Source organism: Kitasatospora sp. NPDC054795 (assembly GCF_053611565.1).
The window spans coordinates 22861-48283 of sequence record NZ_JBSHAP010000041.1; the positions used below are offsets into that span (position 1 = coordinate 22861).

24 protein-coding genes and 1 pseudogene are annotated in these 25423 nt (G+C 71.0%); 17 read left to right on the forward strand and 8 right to left on the reverse strand.

The genetic code is table 11. From position 1 onward, the window contains the following. The first annotated feature begins 10 nt into the window (after positions 1-10). The 3 genes from ACWGJO_RS16905 (at position 11) to ACWGJO_RS16915 (ending at position 4012) form a co-directional block, all read left to right on the forward strand. Positions 11-1540, forward strand: coding sequence for a transposase (locus tag ACWGJO_RS16905; protein ID WP_452184514.1), 1530 nt, complete (start codon positions 11-13; stop codon positions 1538-1540). An 85-nt stretch (positions 1541-1625) separates the two neighbouring features. Then, entirely contained in the window at positions 1626-2867 is a 1242-nt protein-coding gene (locus tag ACWGJO_RS16910; RefSeq protein ID WP_452184516.1) for an erythromycin esterase family protein, read from the forward strand. Between the two features lie 137 nt (positions 2868-3004). After that, positions 3005-4012 (forward strand): recombinase family protein, encoded by a 1008-nt coding sequence (locus tag ACWGJO_RS16915; protein ID WP_452184517.1) that lies wholly within the window; start codon positions 3005-3007, stop codon positions 4010-4012. 124 nt (positions 4013-4136) lie between these two features. On the opposite strand, the gene ACWGJO_RS16920 is transcribed toward ACWGJO_RS16915, so the two are convergent. Both ACWGJO_RS16920 and ACWGJO_RS16925 read right to left on the reverse strand, forming a co-directional pair. Next, entirely contained in the window at positions 4137-4967 is an 831-nt protein-coding gene (locus tag ACWGJO_RS16920; protein ID WP_452184519.1) for a hypothetical protein, read from the reverse strand. 128 nt (positions 4968-5095) lie between these two features. Continuing rightward, positions 5096-5287: a hypothetical protein gene (locus tag ACWGJO_RS16925; protein WP_452184520.1), complete on the reverse strand. Its 192-nt coding sequence runs from the start codon at positions 5285-5287 to the stop codon at positions 5096-5098. Positions 5288-5814: 527 nt separating this feature from the next. On the opposite strand from ACWGJO_RS16925, the gene ACWGJO_RS16930 reads away from it, so the two are divergent. Continuing rightward, positions 5815-6777, forward strand: coding sequence for a 5'-nucleotidase (locus tag ACWGJO_RS16930; protein ID WP_452184522.1), 963 nt, complete (start codon positions 5815-5817; stop codon positions 6775-6777). A gap of 351 nt (positions 6778-7128) precedes the next feature. On the opposite strand, the gene ACWGJO_RS16935 is transcribed toward ACWGJO_RS16930, so the two are convergent. Further along, entirely contained in the window at positions 7129-7851 is a 723-nt protein-coding gene (locus ACWGJO_RS16935) for a VOC family protein (protein WP_452184524.1), read from the reverse strand. A gap of 84 nt (positions 7852-7935) precedes the next feature. Continuing rightward, a complete protein-coding gene (locus ACWGJO_RS16940) occupies positions 7936-8244 on the reverse strand; it encodes a hypothetical protein (RefSeq protein WP_452184526.1) in 309 nt (102 codons plus the stop codon). A gap of 103 nt (positions 8245-8347) precedes the next feature. Between ACWGJO_RS16940 and ACWGJO_RS16945 the strand changes: the two genes are divergently transcribed. Together ACWGJO_RS16945 and ACWGJO_RS16950 are read left to right on the forward strand one after the other, a co-directional pair. Then, complete coding sequence (locus ACWGJO_RS16945) at positions 8348-8920, forward strand: TetR/AcrR family transcriptional regulator (protein WP_452184528.1); 573 nt, start codon at positions 8348-8350, stop codon at positions 8918-8920. A gap of 52 nt (positions 8921-8972) precedes the next feature. Further along, positions 8973-9931 (forward strand): annotated as a pseudogene (locus ACWGJO_RS16950) (transposase family protein). Between the two features lie 253 nt (positions 9932-10184). Here ACWGJO_RS16950 and ACWGJO_RS16955 read toward each other — a convergent pair. Then, positions 10185-10703: a DUF7919 family protein gene (locus tag ACWGJO_RS16955; RefSeq protein ID WP_452184530.1), complete on the reverse strand. Its 519-nt coding sequence runs from the start codon at positions 10701-10703 to the stop codon at positions 10185-10187. A 291-nt stretch (positions 10704-10994) separates the two neighbouring features. Here ACWGJO_RS16955 and ACWGJO_RS16960 point away from each other — a divergent pair, with 291 nt between their 5' ends. Continuing rightward, complete coding sequence (locus ACWGJO_RS16960; RefSeq protein WP_452184531.1) at positions 10995-11186, forward strand: hypothetical protein; 192 nt, start codon at positions 10995-10997, stop codon at positions 11184-11186. 540 nt (positions 11187-11726) lie between these two features. Here ACWGJO_RS16960 and ACWGJO_RS16965 read toward each other — a convergent pair. Continuing rightward, on the reverse strand, positions 11727-13091 hold the full coding sequence (locus tag ACWGJO_RS16965) for a tetratricopeptide repeat protein (protein WP_452184533.1): 1365 nt from the start codon (positions 13089-13091) through the stop codon (positions 11727-11729). Between the two features lie 256 nt (positions 13092-13347). On the opposite strand from ACWGJO_RS16965, the gene ACWGJO_RS16970 reads away from it, so the two are divergent. The 7 genes from ACWGJO_RS16970 (at position 13348) to ACWGJO_RS17000 (ending at position 20214) form a co-directional block, all read left to right on the forward strand. Next, a complete protein-coding gene (locus ACWGJO_RS16970) occupies positions 13348-13914 on the forward strand; it encodes an ATP-binding protein (protein WP_452184534.1) in 567 nt (188 codons plus the stop codon). Between the two features lie 221 nt (positions 13915-14135). Beyond that, the gene (locus ACWGJO_RS16975; protein ID WP_452184536.1) at positions 14136-15095 is read left to right on the forward strand and encodes a hypothetical protein; all 960 of its coding nucleotides are present in this window, start codon (positions 14136-14138) and stop codon (positions 15093-15095) included. Beyond that, positions 15092-16564 carry a hypothetical protein gene (locus tag ACWGJO_RS16980; protein ID WP_452184538.1) on the forward strand — a complete coding sequence of 491 codons (1473 nt, stop codon included), beginning with the start codon at positions 15092-15094 and terminating at the stop codon, positions 16562-16564. The genes ACWGJO_RS16975 and ACWGJO_RS16980 overlap by 4 nt, the downstream gene beginning before the upstream one ends. 160 nt (positions 16565-16724) lie before the next feature. Next, entirely contained in the window at positions 16725-17654 is a 930-nt protein-coding gene (locus ACWGJO_RS16985) for a hypothetical protein (RefSeq protein ID WP_452184540.1), read from the forward strand. Further along, positions 17608-19119, forward strand: a complete 1512-nt coding sequence (locus ACWGJO_RS16990; protein ID WP_452184542.1) for a B12-binding domain-containing radical SAM protein — start codon at positions 17608-17610, stop codon at positions 19117-19119. The genes ACWGJO_RS16985 and ACWGJO_RS16990 overlap by 47 nt, the downstream gene beginning before the upstream one ends. After that, positions 19116-19742: a dTMP kinase gene (locus tag ACWGJO_RS16995; protein ID WP_452184543.1), complete on the forward strand. Its 627-nt coding sequence runs from the start codon at positions 19116-19118 to the stop codon at positions 19740-19742. Before ACWGJO_RS16990 ends, ACWGJO_RS16995 begins: the two co-directional genes overlap by 4 nt. A gap of 7 nt (positions 19743-19749) precedes the next feature. Continuing rightward, entirely contained in the window at positions 19750-20214 is a 465-nt protein-coding gene (locus ACWGJO_RS17000; RefSeq protein ID WP_452184545.1) for an NUDIX hydrolase, read from the forward strand. A 60-nt stretch (positions 20215-20274) separates the two neighbouring features. Here the strand turns inward: ACWGJO_RS17000 and ACWGJO_RS17005 are convergent, their stop codons facing one another. Next, the gene (locus ACWGJO_RS17005; RefSeq protein WP_452184547.1) at positions 20275-20517 is read right to left on the reverse strand and encodes a hypothetical protein; all 243 of its coding nucleotides are present in this window, start codon (positions 20515-20517) and stop codon (positions 20275-20277) included. A 159-nt stretch (positions 20518-20676) separates the two neighbouring features. After that, on the reverse strand, positions 20677-21357 hold the full coding sequence (locus tag ACWGJO_RS17010) for a response regulator (RefSeq protein ID WP_452184548.1): 681 nt from the start codon (positions 21355-21357) through the stop codon (positions 20677-20679). Between the two features lie 263 nt (positions 21358-21620). Between ACWGJO_RS17010 and ACWGJO_RS17015 the strand changes: the two genes are divergently transcribed. From ACWGJO_RS17015 to ACWGJO_RS17025, 3 genes are all read left to right on the forward strand, one after another. Beyond that, positions 21621-22592 (forward strand): ATP-binding cassette domain-containing protein, encoded by a 972-nt coding sequence (locus tag ACWGJO_RS17015; protein ID WP_452184549.1) that lies wholly within the window; start codon positions 21621-21623, stop codon positions 22590-22592. A 44-nt stretch (positions 22593-22636) separates the two neighbouring features. Beyond that, positions 22637-23407, forward strand: a complete 771-nt coding sequence (locus ACWGJO_RS17020; RefSeq protein WP_452184550.1) for an ABC transporter permease — start codon at positions 22637-22639, stop codon at positions 23405-23407. Between the two features lie 123 nt (positions 23408-23530). Beyond that, positions 23531-25225, forward strand: coding sequence for a sensor histidine kinase (locus tag ACWGJO_RS17025; RefSeq protein WP_452184552.1), 1695 nt, complete (start codon positions 23531-23533; stop codon positions 25223-25225). Positions 25226-25423: the final 198 nt, after the last annotated feature.

Below are 25423 nucleotides of genomic sequence, written 5' to 3' on the forward strand. Positions count from 1 at the left end.
CAACCGCGACGTGCACTACGACGCGATCCGCCAACCGCAGGACCCGGAGAAGTTCATCGAGGCCCTCCAGAAGCGGCTGCGGGAGGCTCTGACCCGCTTCGACACGGCGCTGGCGCTGGGGACCACGGGCGGGGTGGACATCGTCAAGCGGCACGGCGAGCCGTGGATCAAGGTCTCGCCGCTGGGCAAGCAGGAGGAGCCGGAGAACCTTGTCGCGCTGAAGGCGGAGATCGAGCACCGCTGGGGCACCATCGACCTGATCGACATCCTCAAGGAGGCCGAGTTCGCCACCGGCTTCACCGGCGAGTTCACCTCGGTCGCCACCAGGGAGGCGGTACCGAAAGCGGTGCTGCGGCGCCGGCTGCTGCTGGTGCTGTTCGCGCTGGGCACGAACATGGGCATCAAGCGGGTCGCGGTCACCGGCAAGCACGGCGAGAGCGAGGCCGTCCTGCGCCGGGTACGGCACCTGTTCGTCAACCGGACCAACCTGCGCGCGGCGCTGGTGCGGCTGGTCAACGCCACCTTCGCCGCCCGCGATCAGGCGTGGTGGGGCGAGGGCACCGCCTGCGCGAGCGACTCCAAGAAGTTCGGCTCCTGGTCCTCGAACTTCATGACCGAGTGGCACCAGCGGTACCGCGGCCCCGGGGTGATGATCTACTGGCACGTCGAGAAGAAGTCGCTGTGCGTCTACAGCCAGCTCAAGTCCTGCTCGGCCTCCGAGGTCGCCGCGATGATCGAGGGCGTGCTGCGGCACTGCACGGACGTGGAGATCGACCGGCAGTACACCGACACGCACGGCGCCTCCATCGTCGGGTTCGCCTTCGCCCACATGCTCGGCTTCAACCTGCTGCCCCGGCTGAAGAACGTCGGCTCGGCACGCCTGTACCGGCCAGCAGCCGGGGAGGACGAGACGTGGCCGAACCTGGCGCCGGTGCTGTCGACCAAGACGATCGACTGGGACCTGATCCGCCAGCAGTACGACCAGATCGTGAAGTACACCACCGCCCTGCGCCTGGGCACCGCGGAGGCCGAGCAGGTCCTGCGCCGCTTCACCCGCGGCGGGCCGAAGCATCCGACGTACCGGGCGATCGAGGAACTCGGGCGGGCGGTGCGTACGGCGTTCATCTGCGACTACCTTGCCGACGCCGACCTGCGGCGCGAGATCAACGACGGGCTCCAGGTCGTGGAGAACTGGAACTCCGCCAACCACGACCTGTTCTACGGCAAGGACGGCGACCTGACCGGCTCCGACAAGGAGTCCCAGGAGGTCTCGATGCTCGCCCTGCACCTCCTCCAGTCCGCGCTGGTGCACGTCAACACCCTGCTCCTCCAGGACATCCTGAGCGAGGAGAAGTGGCAGAAGTGGCTCACCGACGCTGACCGGCGGGCCCTGTCCCCGCTGTTCTGGACGCACGTGAACCCCTACGGCCGGTTCGAACTGGACATGCACAGCCACCTTGCCCTGAGCCTCGCGCCTGCGTCGGCCAGCGTGCCTGGCCCGCGCACTTCCCCGACGGCCGCTGCCGTTCCTCAGGGCTGAACAGGTACGCGTCACGGCCGAGCTTCCTGAGCACACGTCGGCATGGTTGGCTTCATCGAACGTGACCGCAACAGAGGGGAAAGCCGTGTCCGACGAGGTGACGTGCTGGCTGGCTCAGACCGCTTTACCGTTGAACTTCCTTACTGCAGGCGAGTCAACTGCTGATCTCCAACCACTGAAGAAAGTTCTCAACGGCGTGCGGATCGTGGGGCTGGGGGAGGCCACCCACGGGACGCGCGAGTTCTTCCAGCTCAAGCATCGCCTGCTGGAGTTCCTGGTGACAGAGCTGGGATTTTCGGCCCTGGCCATGGAGGCCAGTGCGTCGGCCGCCCCAGCTGTCGACGCCTATGTCCGCCACGGCGTCGGTGATGCCGCGCACGTGCTTGACGGGCTGGGGTTCTGGACATGGCGGACTCACGAGGTGCTCGCCATGATCGAGTGGATGCGCGACTACAACCGAGGGCGACAAGAGGACCAGAAGGTTCGTTTCATCGGCATCGACCCACAGCAGTGCAGCAGCTCTCTGGCCGTGATCGACTCCTGCCTCCGCAGGACGGCACCCGACCGCGCAACCGGACTTCTCTCCCCGCTCCGCGTGCTCGCCACGGCCTACCCAGGATCGCAACCCGATCCGCAGCGGCGCCTGGTGCTCGATGCCGAGGAGGTGCTGGCGTACCTCCGTGGACTCGGCCCCGACGCAGCCGACGCGCTTCGGCATGCCCAGGTACTGGTCCAGGCCGCCGATCTGGTGACGCGCGCCAGACACCATGCGGACCCGGAACAGACCGTCTTTGCCGCACGCGACCGCTACATGGCAGACGCTGTGGGGACAATCCTCGAAGATCCGTCTGCAAAGGTCGCCCTCTGGGCGCACAACGGGCACATCACCAAGAGCCGTCACGGTGGCGCGGTACCTGCGCTAGGACAACACCTTCACTCGCAATACGGTGACGCCTACTACGCACTCGGCCTGCTGTTCGGCAGCGGCGCTTTTCGCGCCCGGCGGATATGGCCCGGCCCATGGTCCCGTCCCCGATCAAGCGCTGTCGTCACCAACCGGATCGGCCCTGCCCGCCCCGGCACCATTGAGGACCAGCTGGCTACAGCCAACCCCGGCAACCACCTCGTGGACCTGCGCAGCGCAGTCGACGCGCCGCGGGCCGTACAGGCGTGGCTCAACGGCCGGCACGGCACGCGAACCTTCGGCGCCATGGTGCCGCGCTGGACCTACCGCTTCAATCTGAGCCCTTCCTCCTTGGCGGAGGAGTACGACGGACTGGCCTACATTGCGGTCTCGTCCGGCTCACGGTCTCTCCCAATCTCATAAACGGTCCTTTGTGCGATCAAGATCAAGAACGGGCCGCCGAAGCCCCGCCGAACCCGGATTCACTCTCAGAAGCCGTTCTCACTCAAAAGCAGGTCGGGCCCCCTTCTGAGACTTGCATTGTGCGAAAATCTGGGCCCATGACGAGCCCTCAGCAGCCCTCCCCCGCCGACCGGTCGGACGCCGACGATGTCGAGGCGCGCGCCTGCCCGAAGTGTGACGCTCGGCCCGGCTCGCCGTGCCGCTCGCGCGGCGGCGCGGTCGCCTCCGCCTACCACACCCGCCGCTTCACCCAGGTGCCCCGACTGAAGAAGGCGCTGCGGGTGCCGACCCCGGCCGACCGCGGCCCGGGCCGGCCGTGGCGGCCCGGCACCCCGCCACCCGCGCCGATCGACCCGGACCTGCCGAGCGCGGACATCCGCATCGGCTACGCCCGCTGCTCGACGCTCGGGCAGGAACTCGACTCCCAGCTCGACGCGCTCGCGGCCCACGGCATCCCGAGGGGCAAGATCTTCAGCGAGAAGATCAGCACCCGCATCCGCGTACGGCCGAAGTTCGAGGAGGCGCTGCGGACCGCGCGGGAGGTCAAGGCGCACGCCCCGCACTGCCGGGTCATCTTCACCGTGTACGAGATGAAGCGCCTCGGCCGCGACGCCGCCGAACTCACCGCGCTCGCCGACCACCTCACCGCCCACGGCCTGGTCCTGGAGATGCTCGCCGGGCCCCTGCCCGGCATCTACGACCCCACCGGCCCCGGCAAGCTGCTGTTCGCGTTCTTCGCCGCGATGGCGGAGACCGAGCGGGAGAACATCCGCGAGTCCACGCTCGAAGGGCTCGACACCGCGGCCCGCAAGGGCAAGCACGGCGGCCGGCCCCCGGTCATCACCGACGACATGCTCCACACCGTGCTGCGGCGCCGCGCGGGCGGCGAGTCCGTCGAGCAGATCCAGCCCGACCTGATCATCCCCACCGGCAAGCGCAAGGGGCAGAGCCCCTCGGTGGCCAGCATCTACCGGGCGCTCGCCGAGCACGCCAAGCGCGAGGCGTACCCAGAAGCCGTCGAGCAGGCTCACGCCGACTTCGCTACCCTCACCGGCCCCGAAGTTCCAGAACCCCGTACGGAAACCAAGGCCCTGACGACACTCTGAGTTACTTGTCACTTCGTGGCAGCTTCGGGAGAACAGGGCCGGATAGCTCGTGGATGGGCGCGGGAGTGGCGGCCATCCTTTTGTCGGCCCCGCGCCCGCGGGGATCGCGCTCGACGCAGTCCGCCTACGGGCGCGTGCGGGTCTCCCGTCGGTGTGCGACTGCCGTCCGGACCTCTGCCAGCGCGCGTTCGCGATCGACGGGCGGCGGCTGGAAGCGGCCGCCGGACCGTCGGACGTGTTCCTCCCAGCGGTCCTGCCAGAATTCCACCGTCCAGCCGGGCCATCGCTGCGGCATCTCGTATGCCTCGGCCGACGCCCCGAGCACCCACCAGCCCACCCGGCGTCGAACCGGATCGACATGGACCCCGGCTTCAGCCGACATGCGACACGCCTCATGCTCCGGGCCGCTGGCCAGCCGGTCGAGAAGTGAAGTCCCCTCCCGGATCGGATGGTCGGAGACGTTCGCCACCACATAACAGCGGTCCGACCCGACCGTCACCACCGCGACCATCGGTTCAGGGTCTGCCAGGTCCTCCGGCTCCGGTTCCAGCAACTCTCCGACGAGAACATCGACGTCGCGGTCGCGAACGAGTTCAGGATCCAGCCCCAGGTAGGTCCGCAGTTCCGCGGGACCGTCGTACGCCCACCGCACCTCCCAACCCGCCCAGGCCTCCCGCAGCAGCTCCATGGCCGCAGCCCTGTGGCGCATCACGACACTCGGCCCCTCCCAGGCGAACACCAGCAGCACCCTGCGACCGAGGTCGATCAGCGCCGCCCCCTGGCAGTGCACGTCGTCCAGCCACCAGTCATCAACTTTCAGTTGCCGGACCATCGAGAGGGCCTCCGCCGGCCCGGCCAGCAGGTCGAGGTCGATCCCTACCGCGCCGAACCGGGAGAGATACAGCTCGTACTCGCCGTTCTCGCGGACGACGACAAAGTTCGCGCGGTCAGCCACATGCCCAGGATGGCCGACACAAGAAGCCTGCCACCACCGATTTCCCGCAGCGGTGGAGCCGCAATACCGGGAAGTGGAGACCTCGACCGCGCCCTCGGTGCCAGCGGCGGCCAGCACTTCACTCCGCGCTACGCCAACGGCAGCCCATCAGCCGACCCCGGCGGCGGCATCGGGAAAACCCCGGGCACCAGCATCAGCGCCGCCCCGTCGATACCGACGCCCACTTCGCCGTCGCCACCACCGTCCACAAGGTCCTGCTCACCGCCCGCCACACCCAACGGCACCCGGACCACCCCTGAAGACCTCAAGCTCATCAGCATCCCCCTCGCAACCGCACCACTGGCACCGTGATCATCAGTTCCCTCCGACCACCGCACCGCCACTGGCCCGGCGAGGACCTGGCACGGTCTCCCGTCGGGTCGCCTGCCGCGGCCGGAGACCGGTCAGCGCATGCAGCCGGGATCAGCCGATGAGCCCCGTGCCTGGTAACGAGAAGACCGTACGTGAACTTCGACGACCGGAGCGTCCGCGCCCTGCTCCGGCAACTCGACGACCCCGACCACGTCGAGCTCCCTCTGTGCCAGCGATCATGCTGCCGTCCGAGCGCGGTTCGACCGGCTCGCAGCCCGCTCGGGCCGATGGTTCCGGTGCAGCTGCATTGTCGGTCGGTGCAGCGAAGACCTCCGGCAGTCCGTCGGCGCGGGCGCTGTCCGGTACGGCGTGTGCGGTGGTCCGTCCGCCCCGTCCGCGGTCCGCGCCGGCCCACTGGCCAGGCCCCGCGGGCCGGCATCGCCTGGGCCAGTGGGATGATGCGACCGTCGTTTCATGTGTTGAGAAAGAGGCCGGTGTGCCGTACGAACTCGCGGGCCGGCTCGTCGTCGGAATCGCCTCCAGCGCCCTGTTCGACCTCGCCGAGAGCGACCGGGTCTTCCGTGAGCAGGGTGAGGAGGCCTACCGCGCTTACCAGCGCGAGCACCTCACCGACACTCTGGAACCGGGCGTGGCATTCCCGTTCGTGCGACGCCTGCTGTCCCTGAACGACCTCGCCGAGGCCGACGACCCGCTGGTCGAGGTCATCGTGCTCTCCCGCAACGATCCGGACACCGGCCTGCGGGTGATGCGTTCCATCCAGTCCCACGGCCTGGCCATCAGCCGGGCGGTGTTCATGCAGGGCCGTTCGCCCTACCGCTTCATGCCGGCGCTGAACATGTCGCTGTTCCTGTCGGCGAACCAGGACGACGTGCGCGAGGCCGTCGCCCTCGGACTGCCCGCCGGACACGTCCTGGGCCCGGTCGCCGAGGTCGAGCCGGAGGACACGGACCTGCGGATCGCCTTCGACTTCGACGGCGTCCTCGCCGACGACTCCGCCGAGCAGCTCTACCAGAGCGGCGGCATCGAGGAGTTCCGCGCCCACGAGGTCGCGAACGCGGACGTCGCCCACGACGTCGGTCCGCTCAAGGAGTTCCTCGCCGCGGTCAACCGGATCCAACAGCGCGAAGAGGAGGAACGGCGCAAGGACCCGGCCTACCGGATCCGCGTGCACGTGTCCATCGTCACCGCCCGCAACGCCCCGGCCCATGAACGAGCGGTGACCAGCCTGAACCGCTGGGGCCTGCGGGTGAACGACGCGTTCTTCCTCGGCGGGATAGACAAGGGCCGGATCATGTCCGTCCTCAAGCCGCACATCTTCTTCGACGACCAGGCCGACCACCTCGAAAGCACCGCCCGGACCACACCGAGCGTCCACGTCCCCTTCGGCCGGCTCAACCAGCCGCCCGCGCCGCCGACCACGGCCACGCCCAATCCCTGAGCCGGCCCACGCCCTGCCACGCCCCTGCCCACCGGCGCTTCCGCCGAGCGGGCGCCGGCCCAGCTGACCGCCGACGTGCAGGCCACGTCCGACGGGAGCGCGCCGAGCACCACCCTGTGGAGGCCGCAGGTGACACCGGACGGAGCGCACACCAGCCGCCCGGTCCTGTCCGCCGGTCGCCCGGACGCTGGTACGCCCCTCAGGGCCGGGCGACCCCCGAAGCGGTCGGCGGCTGGCGGCCCGGCGGGGCGTCCGTCGCCACCGTCGCCGTGTTCGCCGCTGACAGGCCGGGGTTGGTGTAACAACATGGTGCGCGATTGCCTGGGGCAACGCGTCCCGGGCGGAGCGGGACTATCGAACGTGCTGGGTAAGGCCGAACAAAGCACCGGTGGGATCGCGCATGACCATGTCTCCGTTGGAGTCCCGGCGAACTTCGGTCGCACCGAGCTGTCGGGCCTGCTCGGCGTCGGCATCGGGTCTGTTGCTGGCGAAGCTGACCAGCCAGAGTGATCGCTGCACTGTTGGTTTCCCTGGCGGCTTGCCGGTGGCGGCGATGGAGTCGTTCGGCAGCCGGAACTCGGTGTGTTGGGGGTTGGAGTTCCAGTGCAGTGCTGGTCGGTAGAAGGTGGCGGCCTTCGCGGAGTGGTCGGTGAGAAGGCTGATGCCGGCGAAGGTGCCCGGTTCGTGGTTCAGCTGCATGCCGTCATGGGTTCCGGGCTGCCAGAGTGACAGTGGTGCGCCGACGGGGTCGAGAGCGACGGCGTAGTGGCCGAGTGTCCCGACTTGGGTTGGTGCCACGATGATCTGGGCGCCCAGGTTCGTGAAGCGGGTGGCGGTGGCTTGGATGTCCGACACGGTGACGTTGATCGTCCAGTAGGGTGCGCCTGCGTCCTCGGCCGGCCCCAGGGCGGCGACGAGATGTCCGCGCAGCGTGCAGAGCCGGTAGCCGTTGGGGTCCGGTTGGGCGACGGTCCAGCCGAACAGCGCGGTGTAGAAGGCCGTCGTCGTCTCCGTGTCGGGGGTGCCGAGGTCGATCCAGCTCACGGTGTTCTCGGGGTGTCGCGTGATGTTCATCGAGATGCCTTTCCTTTGGGACCGCCTCGCCCCGGCAGTGGAGCGAGGCGGTGTCCAGAGCTGACTCCGCGGCGCCCTGCGGTGTCAGGTGTAGTAGGGCGAGTTCAGGTCGATACTGGCGTCTTTGACGATGTCGCCGTCGAACAGTCGTGTCGTTGCCGGGGCTCCGGCCCGGCGGGCTTCTTCGGCGAAGGGGCCCTGGGCGAAGGCCAGGGCGTTCTCGGCGCTGTCGAACTCGTAGAAGCCACCGATGGTGTGGGTGCCGATCCCGGACAGCCACGTCTTGCGGATCAGGCCCGGCGCGGTCTTCAGCGCGGCATTGATCTGGCGCCAGTCGAACTGATCGAACGGCACTGCTGCCTGGATCTCGGTGTAGAGAAAGGTCTTGCCCATCACGAACCTCCGGTTTCGGGGGCTTTCCAGCCCACCTACTAGTACGTGCGTCCTAGTGGGGCGAGCATGGACTAGGATGGCCGTACTAGTCAAGGGGGTCGCGATGGCCGCGGACACGAAGTCCCGCATGATCAGCGCAGCAATCGGACTGCTGCAACGCCACGGCCTGGCCGGGATGACCTTCAACGACGTCCTGGCCGAGAGTGGTGCCGCGCGCGGGGCGATCTATCACCACTTCCCAGGCGGCAAACAGCAGCTCGCGCTCGAAGCCGCCCGCCGCAACGCCGAGGACGTCCGCGGCCACCTGCACGAACTGCCGGCCCGCACGCCACGCGAAGTCGTGGAGGCGTTCCTCGGCAACGTCCGCCCTGTCGTGCAGGCGTCCGCCGGGGGCGGCGGTTGCGCAGTCGCGGCGGTCACCGTCGACGGCGGTGCGGCCATTGCCGACCAGGCCAGCCTGCGCACTGTCGCGGCCGAAGGGTTCGCCGGCTGGGCCGGCGAGCTCACCGGAAAACTCACCCACGCCGGAATGAGCGCGTCCCAGGCCGCTGATCTGGCCACCCTCATGATCGTCACACTCGAAGGCGCCCACATCCTGTGTCGCGCTGCCGGTAGCATCGCCCCTTTCGACAGAGCTGCCGCGGCCCTGCTCTCCGGCCTCCCGAGCTCGGGTTGAGCCGGTGCCGGAACACCACAACGTGGCGCGCTGACACGATCAGGCTTCTGCCATGGCATGCACAGGGCTGTGCGGGCTGGGTGTTGCTGTGACGCAACACCTTGGCCGCACGGCCTTGTCCCATCATGTCTTCACCGGCTCCAGCGCCGTCGACTCGGTTCGCTGATCGCAGAGTTGGCCGAGGCGTGGATGGCCGCCGAGGAGGGCCGACTGCACGAGCGTCGAGGCCGCAGCCGGTTGTGTGCGGCCGGCGCGGGACCGAATCACCAGCTGGTGTTCACCGACCGGGTCATCGCCACGCTGGTCGTCCTGCGATTCCAGCTCCCGCACGGGGCTCTGGCCCTGCTCTACGGAGTGGACCGCTCCACGATCACCCGGGCTGTCCACGAGGTCCGTCCCCTTCTGGCCGCTCGTGGCTTTGCTGTTCCCAGGCAGGGTGACCGACGGCTTCGCACTCTCGCGGACGTCTTCGCCTACGCGGCGGCTGAGGACGTCGAGCTGCGGCTGGACGGGACGGACGTCCGGGTTCGACGGCCCCGGGCGAACAAGCCAGGCCGTCGCGCCTACGTCTCGGGCAAGATGCGGCAGAACACCAAGAAGGCCACCGTCGTCACTGACGGGCAGGGCCGCACCCTGTGGGCCGGGGCCTTCCGACCCGGCCGCATGCACGACCAGACAGCCGTGAAGACCGAGGGAATCTGCGAGCTGTTCGAGCAGTACCCCCAGGTCAGGGCCAAGGTCGACGTGGGCTACCGGGGACTTGCCAAGCAATTCCCCGACCAGGTCCAAGCCCCGCCGCTCAAACCGAAGAAGGGCGCCGCGCCCGTAGACATCGCCACCTGGGACGCGGCCCGCCACCAGCAGTCCTCGGAGCGCATCTGCGTCGAGCACGCCAACGCCGAATACAAGCAGTGGCGAACTCTCCAGCGCTACCTCGGACGCCGCGAGTACTTCGACGAGACCTACGCGGCAGTCGCCGCCCTGGTCTCCGACCGCGCCGCCGAGAGGTGAGCACCCATCAGACAACCCGCCAGGCCAACACGCCCTGACCTCATTCGTACACAAGGCCGTTAGCGGTCGAGTCGTCGCGGGGCTCCGGGCGGCCAAGTCGTTTGAGCCATCAGGCGGCGACAAGCTCGCAGCCATACCCGGAACCCCTGGGCTTCCCTGATCCTACGAATGATCAGATCCGACCCGCTTGAAAGGTAGGACAAGCTCAGTCGAAGCAGAGATCAGGGCGTCGGCACTGGCACTCCTTTCGGGCTCACTCGTCGAGAACCTCTGCGTCCGACGGAATCCAGGGGAAGCGGGCCCAGCTGGGCTCCGAGGGGTGGTCCAGGTCGAAGGCCAGAACCGCGTCGATGAAGTTCTGAGGGGGCTGATAGCCGTGGTCCAGCACGTAGTGCCCGACCAGCCGCGGGGCGGCGAAGGCGGCTTCCTGATGTGCTGGCACGCGGATTTCGCCGTTCCCGATGCAAGCGCGGACGTGGCCGGGCCGCCGCCAGGTCTGCTCGTCCGCCGGAGGGATGTCCGGGCAGAGGTCGCAGTCGTGATAGCCGAGGCATTCGTTGACGGCCTGGACCGCCAGGACAGCCTGCAGCTTCTCGGCGAAGGCTGCCGGGACGGGGCCGGCGCTCCAGAGCTCTTCCGCGTCGAGCCAGCCGACGTTGATCCGTGTATAGGGGACCTTGAAGCTGACGAATCGGTAGCCCGTTGTCATGTCGGTGAAGGTGTCCCGGTCGTTGTCCGAGTAGCTGTAGGGCGTGAGGTCTGGATAGAACACCAGCGCATGATGTCACCGTCGCCGTTCAGGCAGGCGGGTGACCTTGGTCGCTTCTTCGAGAGCGCCGCAAGGGAAGGCGGTTCGGGGCGCGCAGTTTGTTCAAGTGCTCCCGACACGGTGTTCGTCCGCCTACATTGTTGAGGGGCGGCTTCGAGCGCCCGCGTACCTTACGCGGCCTGGAGGGTCGTGTCGTTGTTCGCCGCTGACAGGCCGGGGTTGGTGTAAGGAGAGATGGGGAGGGCCGGTATGGCGGTGGGACGTGCAGGGACAGTCCTGTTGGCGTTGGGGGGAGTGCTGATCGCAGCCGGCGGTGTCACCGCAGCGGTCCTTGCCCGGGACTCAGGAGGGGTGGCGACGCAGGAAAACCTGCCGGTCACCCCGGAGATGCAGAAGTATGTCGAGACTCCGGCGGCGTTTGAGGACCACCTGCGTTCGCATCCGCCGAAGGCCCTGATGGGTGAGATCCATGGGGGAGACAAGTAGCGCACAGGGGCGGGGCTGCGCAGGTCGAACGCGCAGCCGGCTCGTCAGGGCGCAGCTGGGAGAGATGGTCTCTGGTACGTCGGCCCCGTACACGCGGGGCTCCGGGTTCGAACTGAATGGATTGGCGTACTCTGCGCCCAATCGCCGCAGGTCAGGAAGTGTCGGCCCCGCGCACGCGGGGATAGCTCCTCCGAGATCGCCCGGCCGACGTCGGTTCCGGAGTCGGCCCCGCGCACGCGGGGATAGCTCCTGTCGAGCCGACAGCTGCAGCCGGGCCTGCGCCGTCGGCCCCGCGCACGCGGGGATACGTTCTGCCCGGCGTCACGGGCCTCGGCTTCTGGTGGATCACCTGCTCGAGCACGTCGAGAGCGGCGGCGTGGTCGGCGAAGTGCATGGCCTCGCCACGAGGAAAGCGGTTGGGGCGGCAGGGGTTCGGCTCGCTGGTGAACAGGATTCGCGTTCCTACGGCTCTGCGCTGCCGTGCCCGATCGGAAACCAGGTGCCTGCCTCGGAACTTCCTTCCGGCAGTGTCCGGATGAGTCAGGCGGCGAGAGCCTTCCGGGCGCGTTCCGACAGCGTGGCGGCGCCGGGTACGCCGCGTGCCTGGTACCGCCGCATGGTGTTGCGCATGGACTGGATGGACTCGGTGTTGCGCTTCGAGGTGATGCCGTCCATGAGGTCCAACGCTTCTCCCCACGTGGACACGGCTTCGTCCATCTGGCCCCTGCTGTCGAGGGTGCTCGCCAGTTCGCCCAGCGTCAGCGCATGGACTCGCCGGTACTTCTCCGGGTCACGGCCGGCCAGCGCGGCGCGGCGGTGCTTCTCGGCGTTCCTGTGGTCGCCCAGCTCCGAGAGTGTCTTACCTGTGTGGGAACTGATGGTGGCGCCGGCCGGTCCAGCGGCCAGTGCGTAGTCGGCGGCCGGATCGGTGGTCCTGACGAGAGCGTCCTCCGCGGACAGCAGCGCGTCCGCGGCCTTGCCGCCTTGCCGGGTGGCGCCATAGGCACGGGCGCTAGTGATGAGCAGCATCGCCCACGTCTGGGCGTCGACACGGCCGTTGGCGCGGCGCAAGGCTTCCTCCGCGAGGGCCACACAGTGCTCGGGCTGCTTGAGGTTGAGTGCCTGGTGGGCGAGTGCCCGGAGCATCCACGCACCGTGGCCGTGGTAGTCGGCGATGCAGGCGAGCTGGTACCCGAGGAGGTAGTAGCGCTGGGCAGCTCCTTCCTGCTGAAGATCGTGGTGCTTCCACGCGAGCAGGTAGGCGAGTTCGGCAACGGCGTTGAAGGCGTCGAGACGTACCTTCTCGTCCTCGTACCGACCGCTGAGCATCGGCGTGGCCGCGTCGGTGAGGTAGAAGGTGGCTGCGGTCAAGCCGTGGCCTCCGCCCAACTGCTCGTCAGCGGCACGGAACACCTGCACGGTGTTCCGGACGGCGGCCACGTCGGCCTTGCCGACCCGGGCGCCGGGTTGGCGTGCACGCAGCGTACGGTCGACCGCCTCGTGGTCGTAGCTGAGTGGCAGGGCCAGTGCGGCCGAGACGTAGACGGAGTGCTGGAGGAAGTCTCGGCGGTTGATGTCCATCAGAACCCTCCCGAGGTCAGTGGTGGCGGCAACCGGGTCGGTCGACAGCGTCGGAAGGCTTTGCGGCTGTGCTTCGCCGTACCCGATCTCGTCCAGTGTGACCAGTCGTCCCACGATCTTGCTCAGCGCCTGGGCCAGATATTCGGCAGCGCGCGCCTTCGGACGTCGGTGGCCGCTGCACCACATCGACACCGTCGACTTCGTCGTACGGGTGCCGAGGTCACCGTTGACAGCCGCCTGCTCGCGGTGTGCACGTGCCACCACGTCCAGCTTCAATCCGTGACCACTGATGAACTGCTGGAGAGCAGTGTTGGACGCCGACATAGGTCCCTCCCCAGATCCGGATGTGAACCTTGTGAACCACATTCCGTGATGATGACTGTACCGAGAGATACCGCTCCGGTGTTGAACTGATCAGGCACCTCGACGCGGCCCAACGTACCGCCAATGTTCAAGAGCAGCGGTTCTGTTGGACGAACCGTCGCCGTGACTTCGCGCTGCGACCAGTCTCCGAGGTGTCCGTTCTCAGGGTGCCACGAGGTACCCCGAGATACCCGACCCCGAGCGAGTGAGGCGCCCGATGGAGCCGAGATCACGCACCATCACGACAAGGTTCCCTGCCGAAAGGAAGCGGATCGGCGATCTCCGCTGCTGGGCGAGGACGGCGCTGCCGACGCTCGGCCTGGACGGTCGGCAGCAGGAGGCGGTGTCGGACGATGTGCAGCTCGTGCTGAGCGAACTCGGTACGAACGCCGTCGTGCACGGCTGTGGCGGCGAGCGGCCGGACGTGATGCTGACCGCCCGCCTGCGGTACGACGCGGGTGTGCTGCGGGTGTCCGTGACCGACCCGGGGCTCGGCCGGCCCGAGTACCGGTCGGCCGCCGACGAGGCGACCTGCGGCCGCGGGCTGATGCTCGTCACGGCGGTCGTGTCCCGGTTCGGCGTCGAAGAGCTCCCCGGGGGCGGCAAGGAGATCTGGGCCGAGATCGGGCTTCCCGAGCAGGCGCGTCCGGCGGCCACCGTGGGCGAGCAGGTCCACCTGCGGGTCGCGGCGCCGCGCGCGGACGCGCTCGTGCGGGAGTTCCGGCCTCGGCCCGCCGTGGGCCGGCTGCCCGGGCAGCCGGCGCGCGACCGAATACCGGCGTGACCTGCACCTCGTAGGCCTCCAGTAGCACCTGTCGCCTCCGCGCACGGCTGCCTTCGCACTTTGCACACCGGTGCCACCGGAGTCCGGAACACCCGTCCCTGGAGCGACACGGTGGCGGGTGGCGGAAGAGCACCGCCCCGGCCCGCACGGGGCGCGCAAGCTCACCGCCTCCAGGGCCGCTTCCCTCTCCATCCGTCCACTCCGTACCCGAGGACTGCGCCGTGAGTGTCGGAACGCGCACCAAGACGCTGCTCAAGACCATCAGCCCGGCCCGCAGACTGGACATCGCGGCCTCCTACGAGGCCCTGACGCAGGCCTGCGTGTCCACCGGCGACGACCCCGCGAAGGCCGAGCTGGTCAGCGACAGCCCGAACCACCTGTGGTCGCTGGGCTCGCGCTCGCGCTCGCGCGCGCTCGCCATCGTGCACCCGGACCTGGACGAGGCGTGGGCGCTCGTCAAGGGAGCGCAGTTCCTGCGGCAGCACCGGCTTCCCGTCACCTCCCCCTACTACACCGACGTCCGCGCGGCCGCCGACGGCCGGGCCGTGACCCTCTGGCAGGACCCCGGGAGGCCGAGCGCCGACACGTCCCTGTCCGCGTGGGTGACCGCCCTCGCCCACCGCATCGACCCCGCGTCGGCGCCGTGGCTGAGGGAGCACGACCCGTTCGCCCACCTGCTGGACGGACTGGACGACGCCCCGCTCGACGATGCCGCCCGCCGGTTCCTGCGCGAGCACACGGCGCAGCTGCGCGAGGAGTGGGACTACCTGGACTGGCCGACACCGGACACCGTCGTCCTCGGCGCCCTCGGCATGGTCCCCTGCCACGACGACGGCGTCCACGTCGGGCTCCTGCTGCGCCGCCCGCTGACGCGCGGCCACCGGGAGTGGGACCTGGTCGCGGCCCGCTGGCGCTCCGAACTGCTCATCGGTCCGCGCGAGGACCACCGGACGTACGCCGACACCTACCTCTCCTACGAACGGGAGGGCCGGCTCCCGGACCACCCCTACATCGGGGCCTGGTCCGGCTACCAGGTCGTGCGTGACGTCGTCGTCCTCCACGTGGTGATGGACACGGTGCGGCGCGCCCACCTCGATGCCGCCGCCCACCGGCAGGCCGCCCACCGCGTTGCTTGCCTGCGTGGCGCGCGCCCCGCCCCGTGGAACTGGGGGCCGCGATGACGGCCTCCCGCACGGACGCCCGCCCGCTGTCGGAGGTCCACGAGCCCCGGGCCCTGCGGTGCGGCCACCACCTCATGGAGGAGATCACCATGCCTGTGACCCCGCCGCAGAGCACCCCGGCCGCCGCCGACTTGGCCGCCGTCGGCTTGGCCGACCTGGACCCTGACGCCCTGACCGACCGTCCGGAGCACCTGGTCACCGACGCCTGGCTCGCCTCCGCCACCGAGCTGGTCCTGCACCTGCTCGACCGGGCCGACCCCGGCACCCTCGCGGCCGGCTCCCGCACCGTCCCCGGCCACACCCTGCTCCTGCTCGCCGCGCCCCGCGACGGCCACCCGGCGATCCACCTGCGCCTGCCCGACAGCACCTCCCCCGACGGCTCCACTCCCGCCGGGCCCCGGCCCGCCGACCGCCCCACCGCCCTCGTTCCGCTCGTCGGCACCCTGGACCTCGCCCTCTACCGCGACCGGGACGACGTCGACCACGACGACCCCCAGTACCTGCGCGCCCTGGACCCCGGCCAGGTCTGCCTCCTGCACGCGGGTGCCACGACCCGGCTCGCGGGCTCCCCGGACAGCGCGCAGCTCATCGCGTCCCATGCCCCGGACTCCACCCGGGCCCCCACCTCGGCCCCGGGCAGCGCGCCGCTGACCCCGGACGAGTACCGGGCCGCCGCCGCCGACGCCCACGCGCGCCTCACCGGCCCCCGTCCGACCGGTGCGGCCCGGGCCGCCGCACCCCGGCTGGAGGACATCCCCGACCTGCGCGCCGCCGACCTGCCGCGGATCCACGCCGAGTCCGACGTCCTCCGCCGCCTCGCCGCCGACCGCGGTCTCCTGTCCTACCTGGTCACCACCACCGTCCTCGCCCCCGAGCGGTACGAGGCCTCCCGCACCACCCTGCTGCTGGACCGTCTCGTCCTGTCCACGGCGGACGACCTCGGGTACGAGGTCCGCCTCAACACCAACCCCCGCCCCGGCAACCAGCTGCTCCCGCACGACCACGCCTACCCGTTCGCCGCCCGCGTCCTGACCGGCGGCTACCTCCACACCGTCTTCCTGCGCACCGACGGCCGCACCGACGGCCGCACCGACGGCCAAACCGACGGCCAAACCGACGGCCGCGCCGCCGACCGTACCGCCGACCGCGCCGACGGCCCGTTCACCTCCGGCGACCTGCGCCCGGCCGTCACCACCACCGAACTCCCCGGAAGCAGCTACACCCTGGCGCCCACGCTCGTGCACCGGGCCGTCATGCTGCCCGGCACGACCACCCTCATGCTGCGCGGCCCCTACCGCTCCGCCGCCCACGCCGCCTCCGACCTGATCCCGCCGGTCTCGGCCTGGCCCCCACCCGTCGGCGGCGAGGCACCGGCGCACTCGCGCCGGATGACCGACGCCGAGCACCACGCGCTCTACCGGACCCTCGCCGCCGCAGGCGTGATCGACCCCGTGCCCGAGCGCCGGTGAAACAGCACCCGGCCCCACGGTCCCGGCGCTCCGATGCCGACGGGATCCCCGCGCTCCGTGCCCCGACGTCGACGGGATCCCGGCCGAACCGGCCCCGGCACCCGCCCGGACTTGGCAAGCTGGGGCGGCCCACTTCGGCACCCTAGGCAAGGAGCGCCCCGTGCACACCGTCCTGACGACCGATCACCCAGCCTGGCAGGAGAACACCACCACCGGCCACCGGCAGCGCCCCCTGCGCACCGCCGACGGCCGCTGGGTGGCCACCCTCACCCCCGACGGCCTCGACCTGGCCTGTGTGGACGGCACGGAGGACACCAAGCCGGCCCTCGTCACCACCGACCCGACGTCGCTGCCCGGCACCGTCCCGCCCGCCCTCCTCGCCGGCCTGCGCGGTCTCGGGCCGAGCGTGCGGGTGGCCAATCCGTGGCTGTGGGACGCGATCACCACCGCGGTCCTGCGCCAGGTCGTCCGCGCCGACCAGGCCCGGCGCCTCTACCGCGGCTGGTGCGCGGCCCACGGCACCGAGCTGCCCGTCCCCGGCAACGGTTCCGACAACGGCCCCGCCTCCGACAACGGCCCCGCCCCCGGCAACGGCCACGGCCCCGCTCCAGACCGCACCCTGCACACCGCGCCGACGCCGGAGACCGTCCTCACCCTGACCGACGAGCAGTTCGCCGCCGTCGGAACGACGTTCCACCGCACCGCGCTGCGCGCGGCCGCGAACGCGTACCTGGAGCACCGGGCCCGCTGGGAGCGGCTGGACGCCCCGGCCCTGGCCGCCGAGCTCGTCGGCGTGCCGCGGATCGGGCCCTGGACGGCGGCCGCGGCGGCCGCTGACTTCACCGGCGACTTCTCCGTGTACCCGCACGCCGACCTCGCGGTCCGCACCTGGGCCGCCCGGATCGCTCCCGACCACCCCTGGCCCGCCGCCGACAAGCCGAAGAAGACCGAGGCCCTGTTCGGCGCGCACTGGCACCACCTGGCCGGCAACGCACCGCGCCACCTGCACACCCTCACCCTGTCGACACTCACCTGGGGGGCTCATGCCCGCACCGATCAACTCGGAGGAACAGACCCGCACCACCCATGAGCTGGTCGCCGGAGCCGACCCGGACCGCGCCCTCGACTGCCTGTTCGTCAACGCCCCGCTGCGCGACTACGGCCTGCGCCCGCGCGTCAACGACTACACGCTGCCGGTCCTCGGCATGGGCTACATCGCCACCCACGCCGCCGCGCACGGCTTCAACGTCGGGATCCTGGACGCCGAGGCCCACGGACTCGGCATCCGGCGCACCGCCGACGCCGTCAACGCGCTGCGGCCGCGCTGGGCCGCGTTCAACCTCCTCGCCCCGACCTACGAACTGACGGCGCGGATCGCCGCCGCCCTGGACCCGGCGATCGCACTGATGGCCGGCGGCCACCACGCCAAGGCCGACCCGCAGCGCGTCCTGGCCGACCCGCGCTTCGCCCGCCTGGAGGCCCTGGTGATCGGCGAGGGCGAGACCCGGGTCACCGCCCTGCTCGCGGACGTCCACCGGCGCCGCGAACTGCCGAAGGTGATGTGGCGCGACCGCCTGCTCGGCACCACCGCCTGCGGCATCCCGCGCCCCGGCGACACCGGGCGCTGGCTCGCCCCGGACATCGACGCCCTCGCCGTCGACCGCCGCTTCCTCGCCCAGGACCCGTACCGGGCCGCCGACGGCCGCATCGAGGCCAACCTGGTGTGCTCGCGCGGCTGCCCCTACGAGTGCGGGTTCTGCGGCGCCGCCGCCTCCATGAACCCCGAGGTCAGCATCCGCACCCGCACCCCCGAGAACATCATCGCCGAGATGCACCGGCTCGACGCCGACTTCGGCTGCACGGCCTTCCGTGCGGTGGACGACCTCTTCCTCGGCGCCCGCCGCGTCATCCACCCCGCCCTGGACGCCTTCGCCGCCGAGCGCGTCGGCGAGAGGTACGTGTGGGACGCCACCGGCCGCATCAACGTCCTCGACCGCGAGAGCGACACCGTCCTGGAGCGGCTGCGCGGCAACGGACTGCGCGAGGTCGCGCTGGGGATCGAGTCCGGCTCCGCCCGGATCCTGGAGGCGATGGACAAGCGGATCACCCCCGCGATGACGCTCACCGTCGCCCGCCGGCTGCTGGAGAAGGGCATCGGCGTGAAGGGGTACTTCATCCTCGGCTACCCCGGGGAGACCACGGAGGACGCCCTCGCCACCCTCGCCCACATCCGCGAGCTCTGGGCCCTGTCCGACCGCCTGCCCGGCACCTTCCGGGCCTCCGCGTTCACCTTCCGCCCCTACCCCGGCTCGCCCGTCTTCGCCGACCTCGTCCGGCAGGGCTGGGACCCGGAGGCCATGCAGACCTACCAGGACGTCGACCTCACCGGACACGGCGCCGACGAGGCGATGCGCGGCCGCGACGAGTTCAACTTCGCCACCGGCCAGCAGTTCGGCCACGTCCCCCTCACCCGGCTCTACGGCTGGCTCGCCGACATCTCCCGCGAACAGCACCACCGCAACACCGCCGCGGCCCGCCGCGAGGTGACCGCGTGAACGGCCTGCTGCTCACCGTGGACGGGCCCAGCGGCCTGGGCAAGTCCACCGCCGTCGCCGCCACCGCCCGCGCCCTGCTGGCGGCCGGACACACCGTCCACACCGCCACCGGGCCCTCCGCCACCCCCTACGGCCAGGCCGTGCGCGTGGCCGCCGCGACGATGCGAGGACGCGCCCTCGCCCTGGCCGTGGCCGCCGACCGCCTCCACCAGCTCGACACCGACGTCCGCCCCCGCCGCGCCGCCGGCACCACCGTGCTGCTGGACCGCTACCTGCCCTCCACCCTCGTCCTCCAGCGCGCCGACGGCGTCGACACCGACTTCCTCCTCGCCGTCAACGAGGGCGCGGACGTCCCCGACCTCGCCGTCCTCCTCACCGCCGACCCCGACACCGTGCAGCGCCGCCTCGCCCACCGCGGCACCCGGCACCGCTTCGAACTCGACGCCGCCGCCACCGCCCGCGAACTGCGGCTCTACCAGGAGGCCGCCCCCGTGCTCGAACGGCTCGGTTACCGGCTCCACACCGTGGACACCACCCACCTGACCCCCGAGCAGACCGCACAGGCCATCCTGGAACAGGTACCGCCCCGGACGATCAACACCAAAATCCCGTACGGGAGTTAGAGAGAACATGAGCACCAGCGACACGCGTCCCACCCCGCTTCCCGTCGTGGACGTCCACGTCATCCTGCGCACCCCGGACGGCAAGGTCCTGCTGTCCCAGCGCGGCGGCCCCTACGGCTACGGCCAGTGGCACGCCCCCAGCGGCAAACTCGACCCCGGTGAGAAGCCGGCCCACGGCGCTGCCCGCGAACTGGAGGAGGAGACCGGGATCACGGTCGACCCGGCCCACCTCCACCTCGCCCACACCGTCCTGCACCGCCAGGACCCGGCGATCCTGCGCCTGGGGCTGTTCTACCTCGCCGCCGCGTGGGAGGGGGAGCCGGTCAACCGCGAACCCGACAAGTGCCTGGACCTGCGCTGGTTCACCGAGGACGGCCTGCCCGACGACCTGATCCCCTACCCCGCCGCCGGCATCCGCGGCGCCCTCACCGACCCCGGCGGCCTGACCCACCACGGCTGGCCGGCCGCCTGACGGCCCTGGCCCACCCGTGCTCACCCTCTGCCCTTGCCGCCCCCAGGAGCGCCAGGGCGTTCAGAGGGTGAGGCGGGTGGGCCCGTAGGTGCCGCAGAACCCGCAGTCACAGCTGGTGAGGGAGTTCGCCGGGCAATGGGCGCTCGACCAGTAGCGGGACGCACAGGGCCCCGGACCGAGCGGCGTCCCGTCGCCGGGCACCGTCCGGTCGCACCAGGTGCACCGGACGGCCGCGGGCACACCCGCCTCCCGTAGCCGCCGGACCGCGACGACGGCCGTGTCGAACGGAACGGTGAGCTTCATCGGCGTGTGACCGTTCCCCGGTTTCGGCCCGTCAGCGCGGACGGGCCGAAACCGGCGAAGACCCCCGGTCGCGGACGGGCCGAAACCGGCGAAGACCCCCCGGCATGTGCGAGGAGACCGGCCGCGCTGATCGGCACGTGGCGGGACGCTGGCACCGAGTCAGCCACGGCGTGGCAGGATCAGGCCGGCTTCGTACGCGGCGATGGCCGCCTCCACCCGGTTGCGGGCGCCCAGCTTCGCGAGCACCGCGCTGACGTGCGCCTTCACCGTGCCCTCGACCAGGTGCAGCTGGCTCGCTATCTCCGCGTTGGACAGCCCCGTCCCGAGTCCGGCCAGCACCTCGCGCTCCCGGTCCGTGAGTCGCTCCAGCGAGCGGTGGGGATGTGCCGCCCGGTGGGCGCGCAGCCCGGCGATGACTCGGCCGGCGACCCGCGGGGACAGGTAGGCCCCGCCGGCTCCCACCGCCCGTACCCCGTTGAGCAGTTCCCTCGGGTCGTCCGCCTTCAGCAGGAAGCCGTCGGCGCCCTCCTCCAGGGCGCGGGTGACGTACTCGTCCTGACCGAAGGTCGTCAGCATGATCACACCGACTGCCGTCGGCTCTCGGTGGAGCCGCGCCGCTGCTGTCAGCCCGTCCAAGCCGGGCATCTGGATGTCCAACAGGACCACGTCCGGCCGGTACCGGCGGGTGAGCGCGATGGCCTCGTGCCCGTCACCCGCCTCGGCGACCACTTCGACGTGCGGGTCCCTGGCGAGGATGGCCCGCACACCAGCCCGGACCATCGCCTCGTCGTCGGCCACCAGGACCCGGACCGGCCGGCTGCTCGGTGTCGTCTCTTCCACGCGGCGAGCCTACGGCCGACGCACCACCGTGCGAACGGCAAGTCCCGCAGATCCGCCCCGGGTCGGGGCATACCCCCGACGAAAGGCAGGACGCCGCTGCCGTTCGACCAATGGGCGCCGACGCCGCGGACTCCTAGCGTCGCTTCCGTACGGAAAACGAGGCGGCCGCCCCGGGCCAGGCCCATCACGCGTCGGCCGGTGTGCGCCACCGTCGACGTCCGCGTGCTGTATTCCGCGGTCCGCGACCTACATGAAGGAACTCCGTGATCACCCTCCAAGGACTCACCAAACGCTATGGCGACACCCTCGCCGTGGACGAGCTGACACTCGACGTCCAGGCCGGCCGCGTGACCGGCTTCCTCGGCCCCAACGGGGCCGGGAAGTCCACCACGATGCGCATGATCCTGGGCCTGGACCACCCCACCCGCGGGCGGGCCCTGATCGCCGGCCGGCCCTACGCGGACCTGCGACGGCCGCTGTGTGCGGTCGGCGCGATGCTGGACGCCCGGGCCGTCCACCCGGCCCGTTCCGGCCGCACGCACCTGCTCGCCCAGGCCCGGGCCAACGGCATCCCGGTACGCCGCGTGGACGAGGTGCTGGAGACGGTGGGCCTGACCAAGGCGGCCCGTCGGCCGGCGGGCACGTACTCGCTCGGCATGAGCGGGCGGCTCGGGGTGGCGGGCGCCCTGCTCGGCGATCCGCCGGTGCTCGTCCTGGACGAGCCGGTCAACGGCCTCGACCCGGACGGTGTGCGCTGGATCCGTCGGCTCGTCCGTGACCGGGCGGCGGAAGGACGCACCGTGTTCCTCTCCAGCCATCTGATGAGCGAGATGCAGCTGACGGCTGACCATCTCGTCGTCATCGGACGGGGCCGGCTGCTGAGCGACACCTCCATGACGGAGTTCCTCGCCGCCGCCTCTCCCGCGTCGGCGCGCGCCGTGGTGCCCGACCCTGGGGAGCGGGCGACGCTGGTCCGTCGCCTGATGACGGCTGAGGGGGTGAGTGTCGAGACGTCCGCGACCGGCGAACTCACCGTCGAGGGCCGCACCGCCGCCGAGATCGGTGACCTGGCCCACCATTGCCGGGTCCGGTTGCACCAGCTGTGCGATGTCCGGGTCTCGCTGGAGCAGGCGTACATGGACCTGACCGCGCGCAGCACCGAGTACACGACGGGCGGCAAAGGCGCGGACACGACCGACGCGGCCGCGGCGCCGAACGAAGGGGGACGACAGTGACCACGACGACGACACCCGACAGGCCGACGGACCCGCCCAGGGCCGTGCCCGACACCCCTGGCCGGGGCGCACCCGGTGGCTTCGCCGGGGCGATCGCCTCCGAATGGACCAAACTGTGGTCCGTCCGGGCCCCTTGTCTCTGCCTTCTGGCGGGCCTCGCGATCACCGGCGTCTTCACCTACTACTACGCCTCGATCGCCCGCATCAACGGGCATCCGATCCAGCCCGTCGGGAACGCGGCGGCCTCCTCCGCCGTCCTCGCCCAGTTCGCCGTCGTCGTCCTGGCCACGGTCGCGGTGACTTCCGAATACTCGACGGGGAGCGTGCGGGCCTCCCTGCTGTGGGTGCCCCGGCGGCATCGGGTCCAGGCGGCGAAGGCACTGGTGGCGGCCGTGGTCGCGTTCGTCGCCGGCACCGCATTCGCCGTCGTGGGCACGGCGGTGGCCTGGGTGGCGTTCGACGGACGGGCTTCCTTCGAGACAGGCCCGAGCCTCCGGCAGGTCCTCGCGATAGGTCTCTACCAGGCGTTGGTCGCCGTGCTGACCGTCGGGGTGGCGTTCGCCACGCGCCACCCGGCCGGCGCGCTCTCAATCCTCGTCACACTCCTGTGGGCACTGCCGAGCATGCTCCTGGGGCTCGGAGGCCCGACGCTCGCGGACGTCAACGACCATCTGCCGCAAGGATCCGGAGATCACTTCATGCGCATCGGCGCCGAGGCCCCGTACACACCGGCGACGGCGGTCCTGATCGTGGCGGCATGGGCCGCGACCGCACACCTGATCGGCCTGTACGTGCTGCGCCGCCGGGACGCCTGACCCCGCGTCGGAACCGGCCCGGACGCCCTCATCGTGCCCACCCCATCGTCGGACGTCCGGGCCCGTCCCACAGAATCGACCCGGGCAGGTGAGGACATCCATCGAAAGGACAGTCGACGCGTCATGCTGCACACGCGCATACCTTCAGCAAGGTCCGTACGCGGCGACGTGGCCCTGTGGAGCGTGCTCGCTGCCGCCACCGGCTACGGGTTCCGGGAAGCGGGCGCGGCCTCGCCGGCCCTGGACCTGCTCCTCCCGTTGGCCGTCCTGGCGGTGGCCGTGCCACTGGCCCGCCGTCGACCGGGGGCCGCGGTCGTCCTCGTCAACGGGCTGTGCGCGCTGGGTCTGGCCGACTCCGCGACCCCCGCCAACGCCCAGGTCCTGTCGCTGGCCGCCCTGAGTTGTGTGCTGGGCGCCCGGGTCGCCGCGGCACGGCGCCCTCTCCTGGTGCTCGCCGGGTGCCTCGCGGCCGATCTCGCGACGTGCGCGGTGCTGCGGACGCAGGCCGTCTGGTGGTTCTACGCGCTGACCGTGCTGCCTTCCGCCCTTCTGCTGCCCTGGCTGGCCGGACGGCACTGGCGTGGCCGGCGCGAACTCGTGCGGGAGGGCTGGCGGCTGGCCCGGAGCCTGGAAGAGCGGCAACACCTGGTCGCGGAGCGGGCGCGGCTGACCGAACGCGCGGACATCGCGGCCGACATGCACGACTCCCTCGGCCACGCCCTGAGCCTGGTCGCCCTGCGCGCCGGGGCCCTGGAACTCTCCCCCGACCTCACGGACCGCGATCGCGCCGAAGTCGCCGAACTGCGCGGGACGATCGCGGACGCGGTGGAACAACTGCGGGAGACCGTCGCAGTCCTGCACGACCCGCCCGGAACGGAAACAGGTGCGGGCCTGCCCGTCAACGATACCGTCGAGGACCTCCTCGGACGGGCGGTCGCCTCCGGGGTGCCGGTGCGCTGGGAGCGGCGCGGGGCGGTGCCCACGCTGTCCCCGCTGGTCGAGCGCGGGATGTACCGGGTGGTGCAGGAGGCCCTCACCAATGCCATGAAGCACGCGCCGGACGGTGCGATCCGGGTGCGGATCACACACGAGGCCGACCGTACCCGCGTGAGCGTCGTGAACGCCGCTCCACCGGCTGACGGGCCGGCGCACGCGGCCGAAGGCCCGACATCTGGCGTCGGCCGCCGGGGCCTGATGGGGCTTCGGGAGCGGGTGTCGGTTCTCGGAGGCTCCTTGTGGAGCGGCCCGTATCAGGACGGGTTCTGCGTCACCGCCGTCCTCCCGCACCAGGCCGCGGCCCACCCGAGGACACCGGCTCCGGGACCCGGGACGGCGCCCGGAACACAGGCCAGGACCCGCGGGCGGCACACCGAGTCCGCGTTGCCGTCCGGGACCGCTTCCCCCCGAGCCCTCAACACGGACGCCGTCACACCAGAGAGCGCCAGGCGGCTCGCCTCCGTACGGAGCGCTGCTCGCCGCCGCTCCATCGCTGCCTTCGCAGCGCCGGTCGTCGCAGCCGCCTTCTTCGTGCCCGCCGCCGTCTATCTGGCCTGGCAACTGACGACGAGCGTGCTGCCGCCATCCCGGTTCGACGAGCTGACCATCGGTCGGCCGCGCGTCGAACTCACCCCTCTGCTGCCCGCCCGCGCCTACCCCTACCCGCCCGACCACGCCCGTTCCGCACCCCGGCCGCCCGGCGCCACGTGCGAGTTCTACCGTTCCGGCCGCAACCTGTTGGAAGAGGTCGACATCTACCGACTCTGCTGGTCCAGCGACAGGCTGGTGACGAAGGACACCGTGCCCGCAAGCTGGCCCTGACCCCCGCGTCATCTGCCCGGTCCGTGGGAGGGGCAACTTCCCGACAACGAATCCGGCGGAACGGCTTGGCGTCTCGCACGCCACGGTCTCCAGCGCGGCGGCCGGCCCAGCTGGAAGCCGCAGATCAACAAGGCGTTCGGGGTGCTGTCCAGCCGGGTACGCCCTTGGTGGAGCAGCGGCTTGGAACGCGGAAGAACG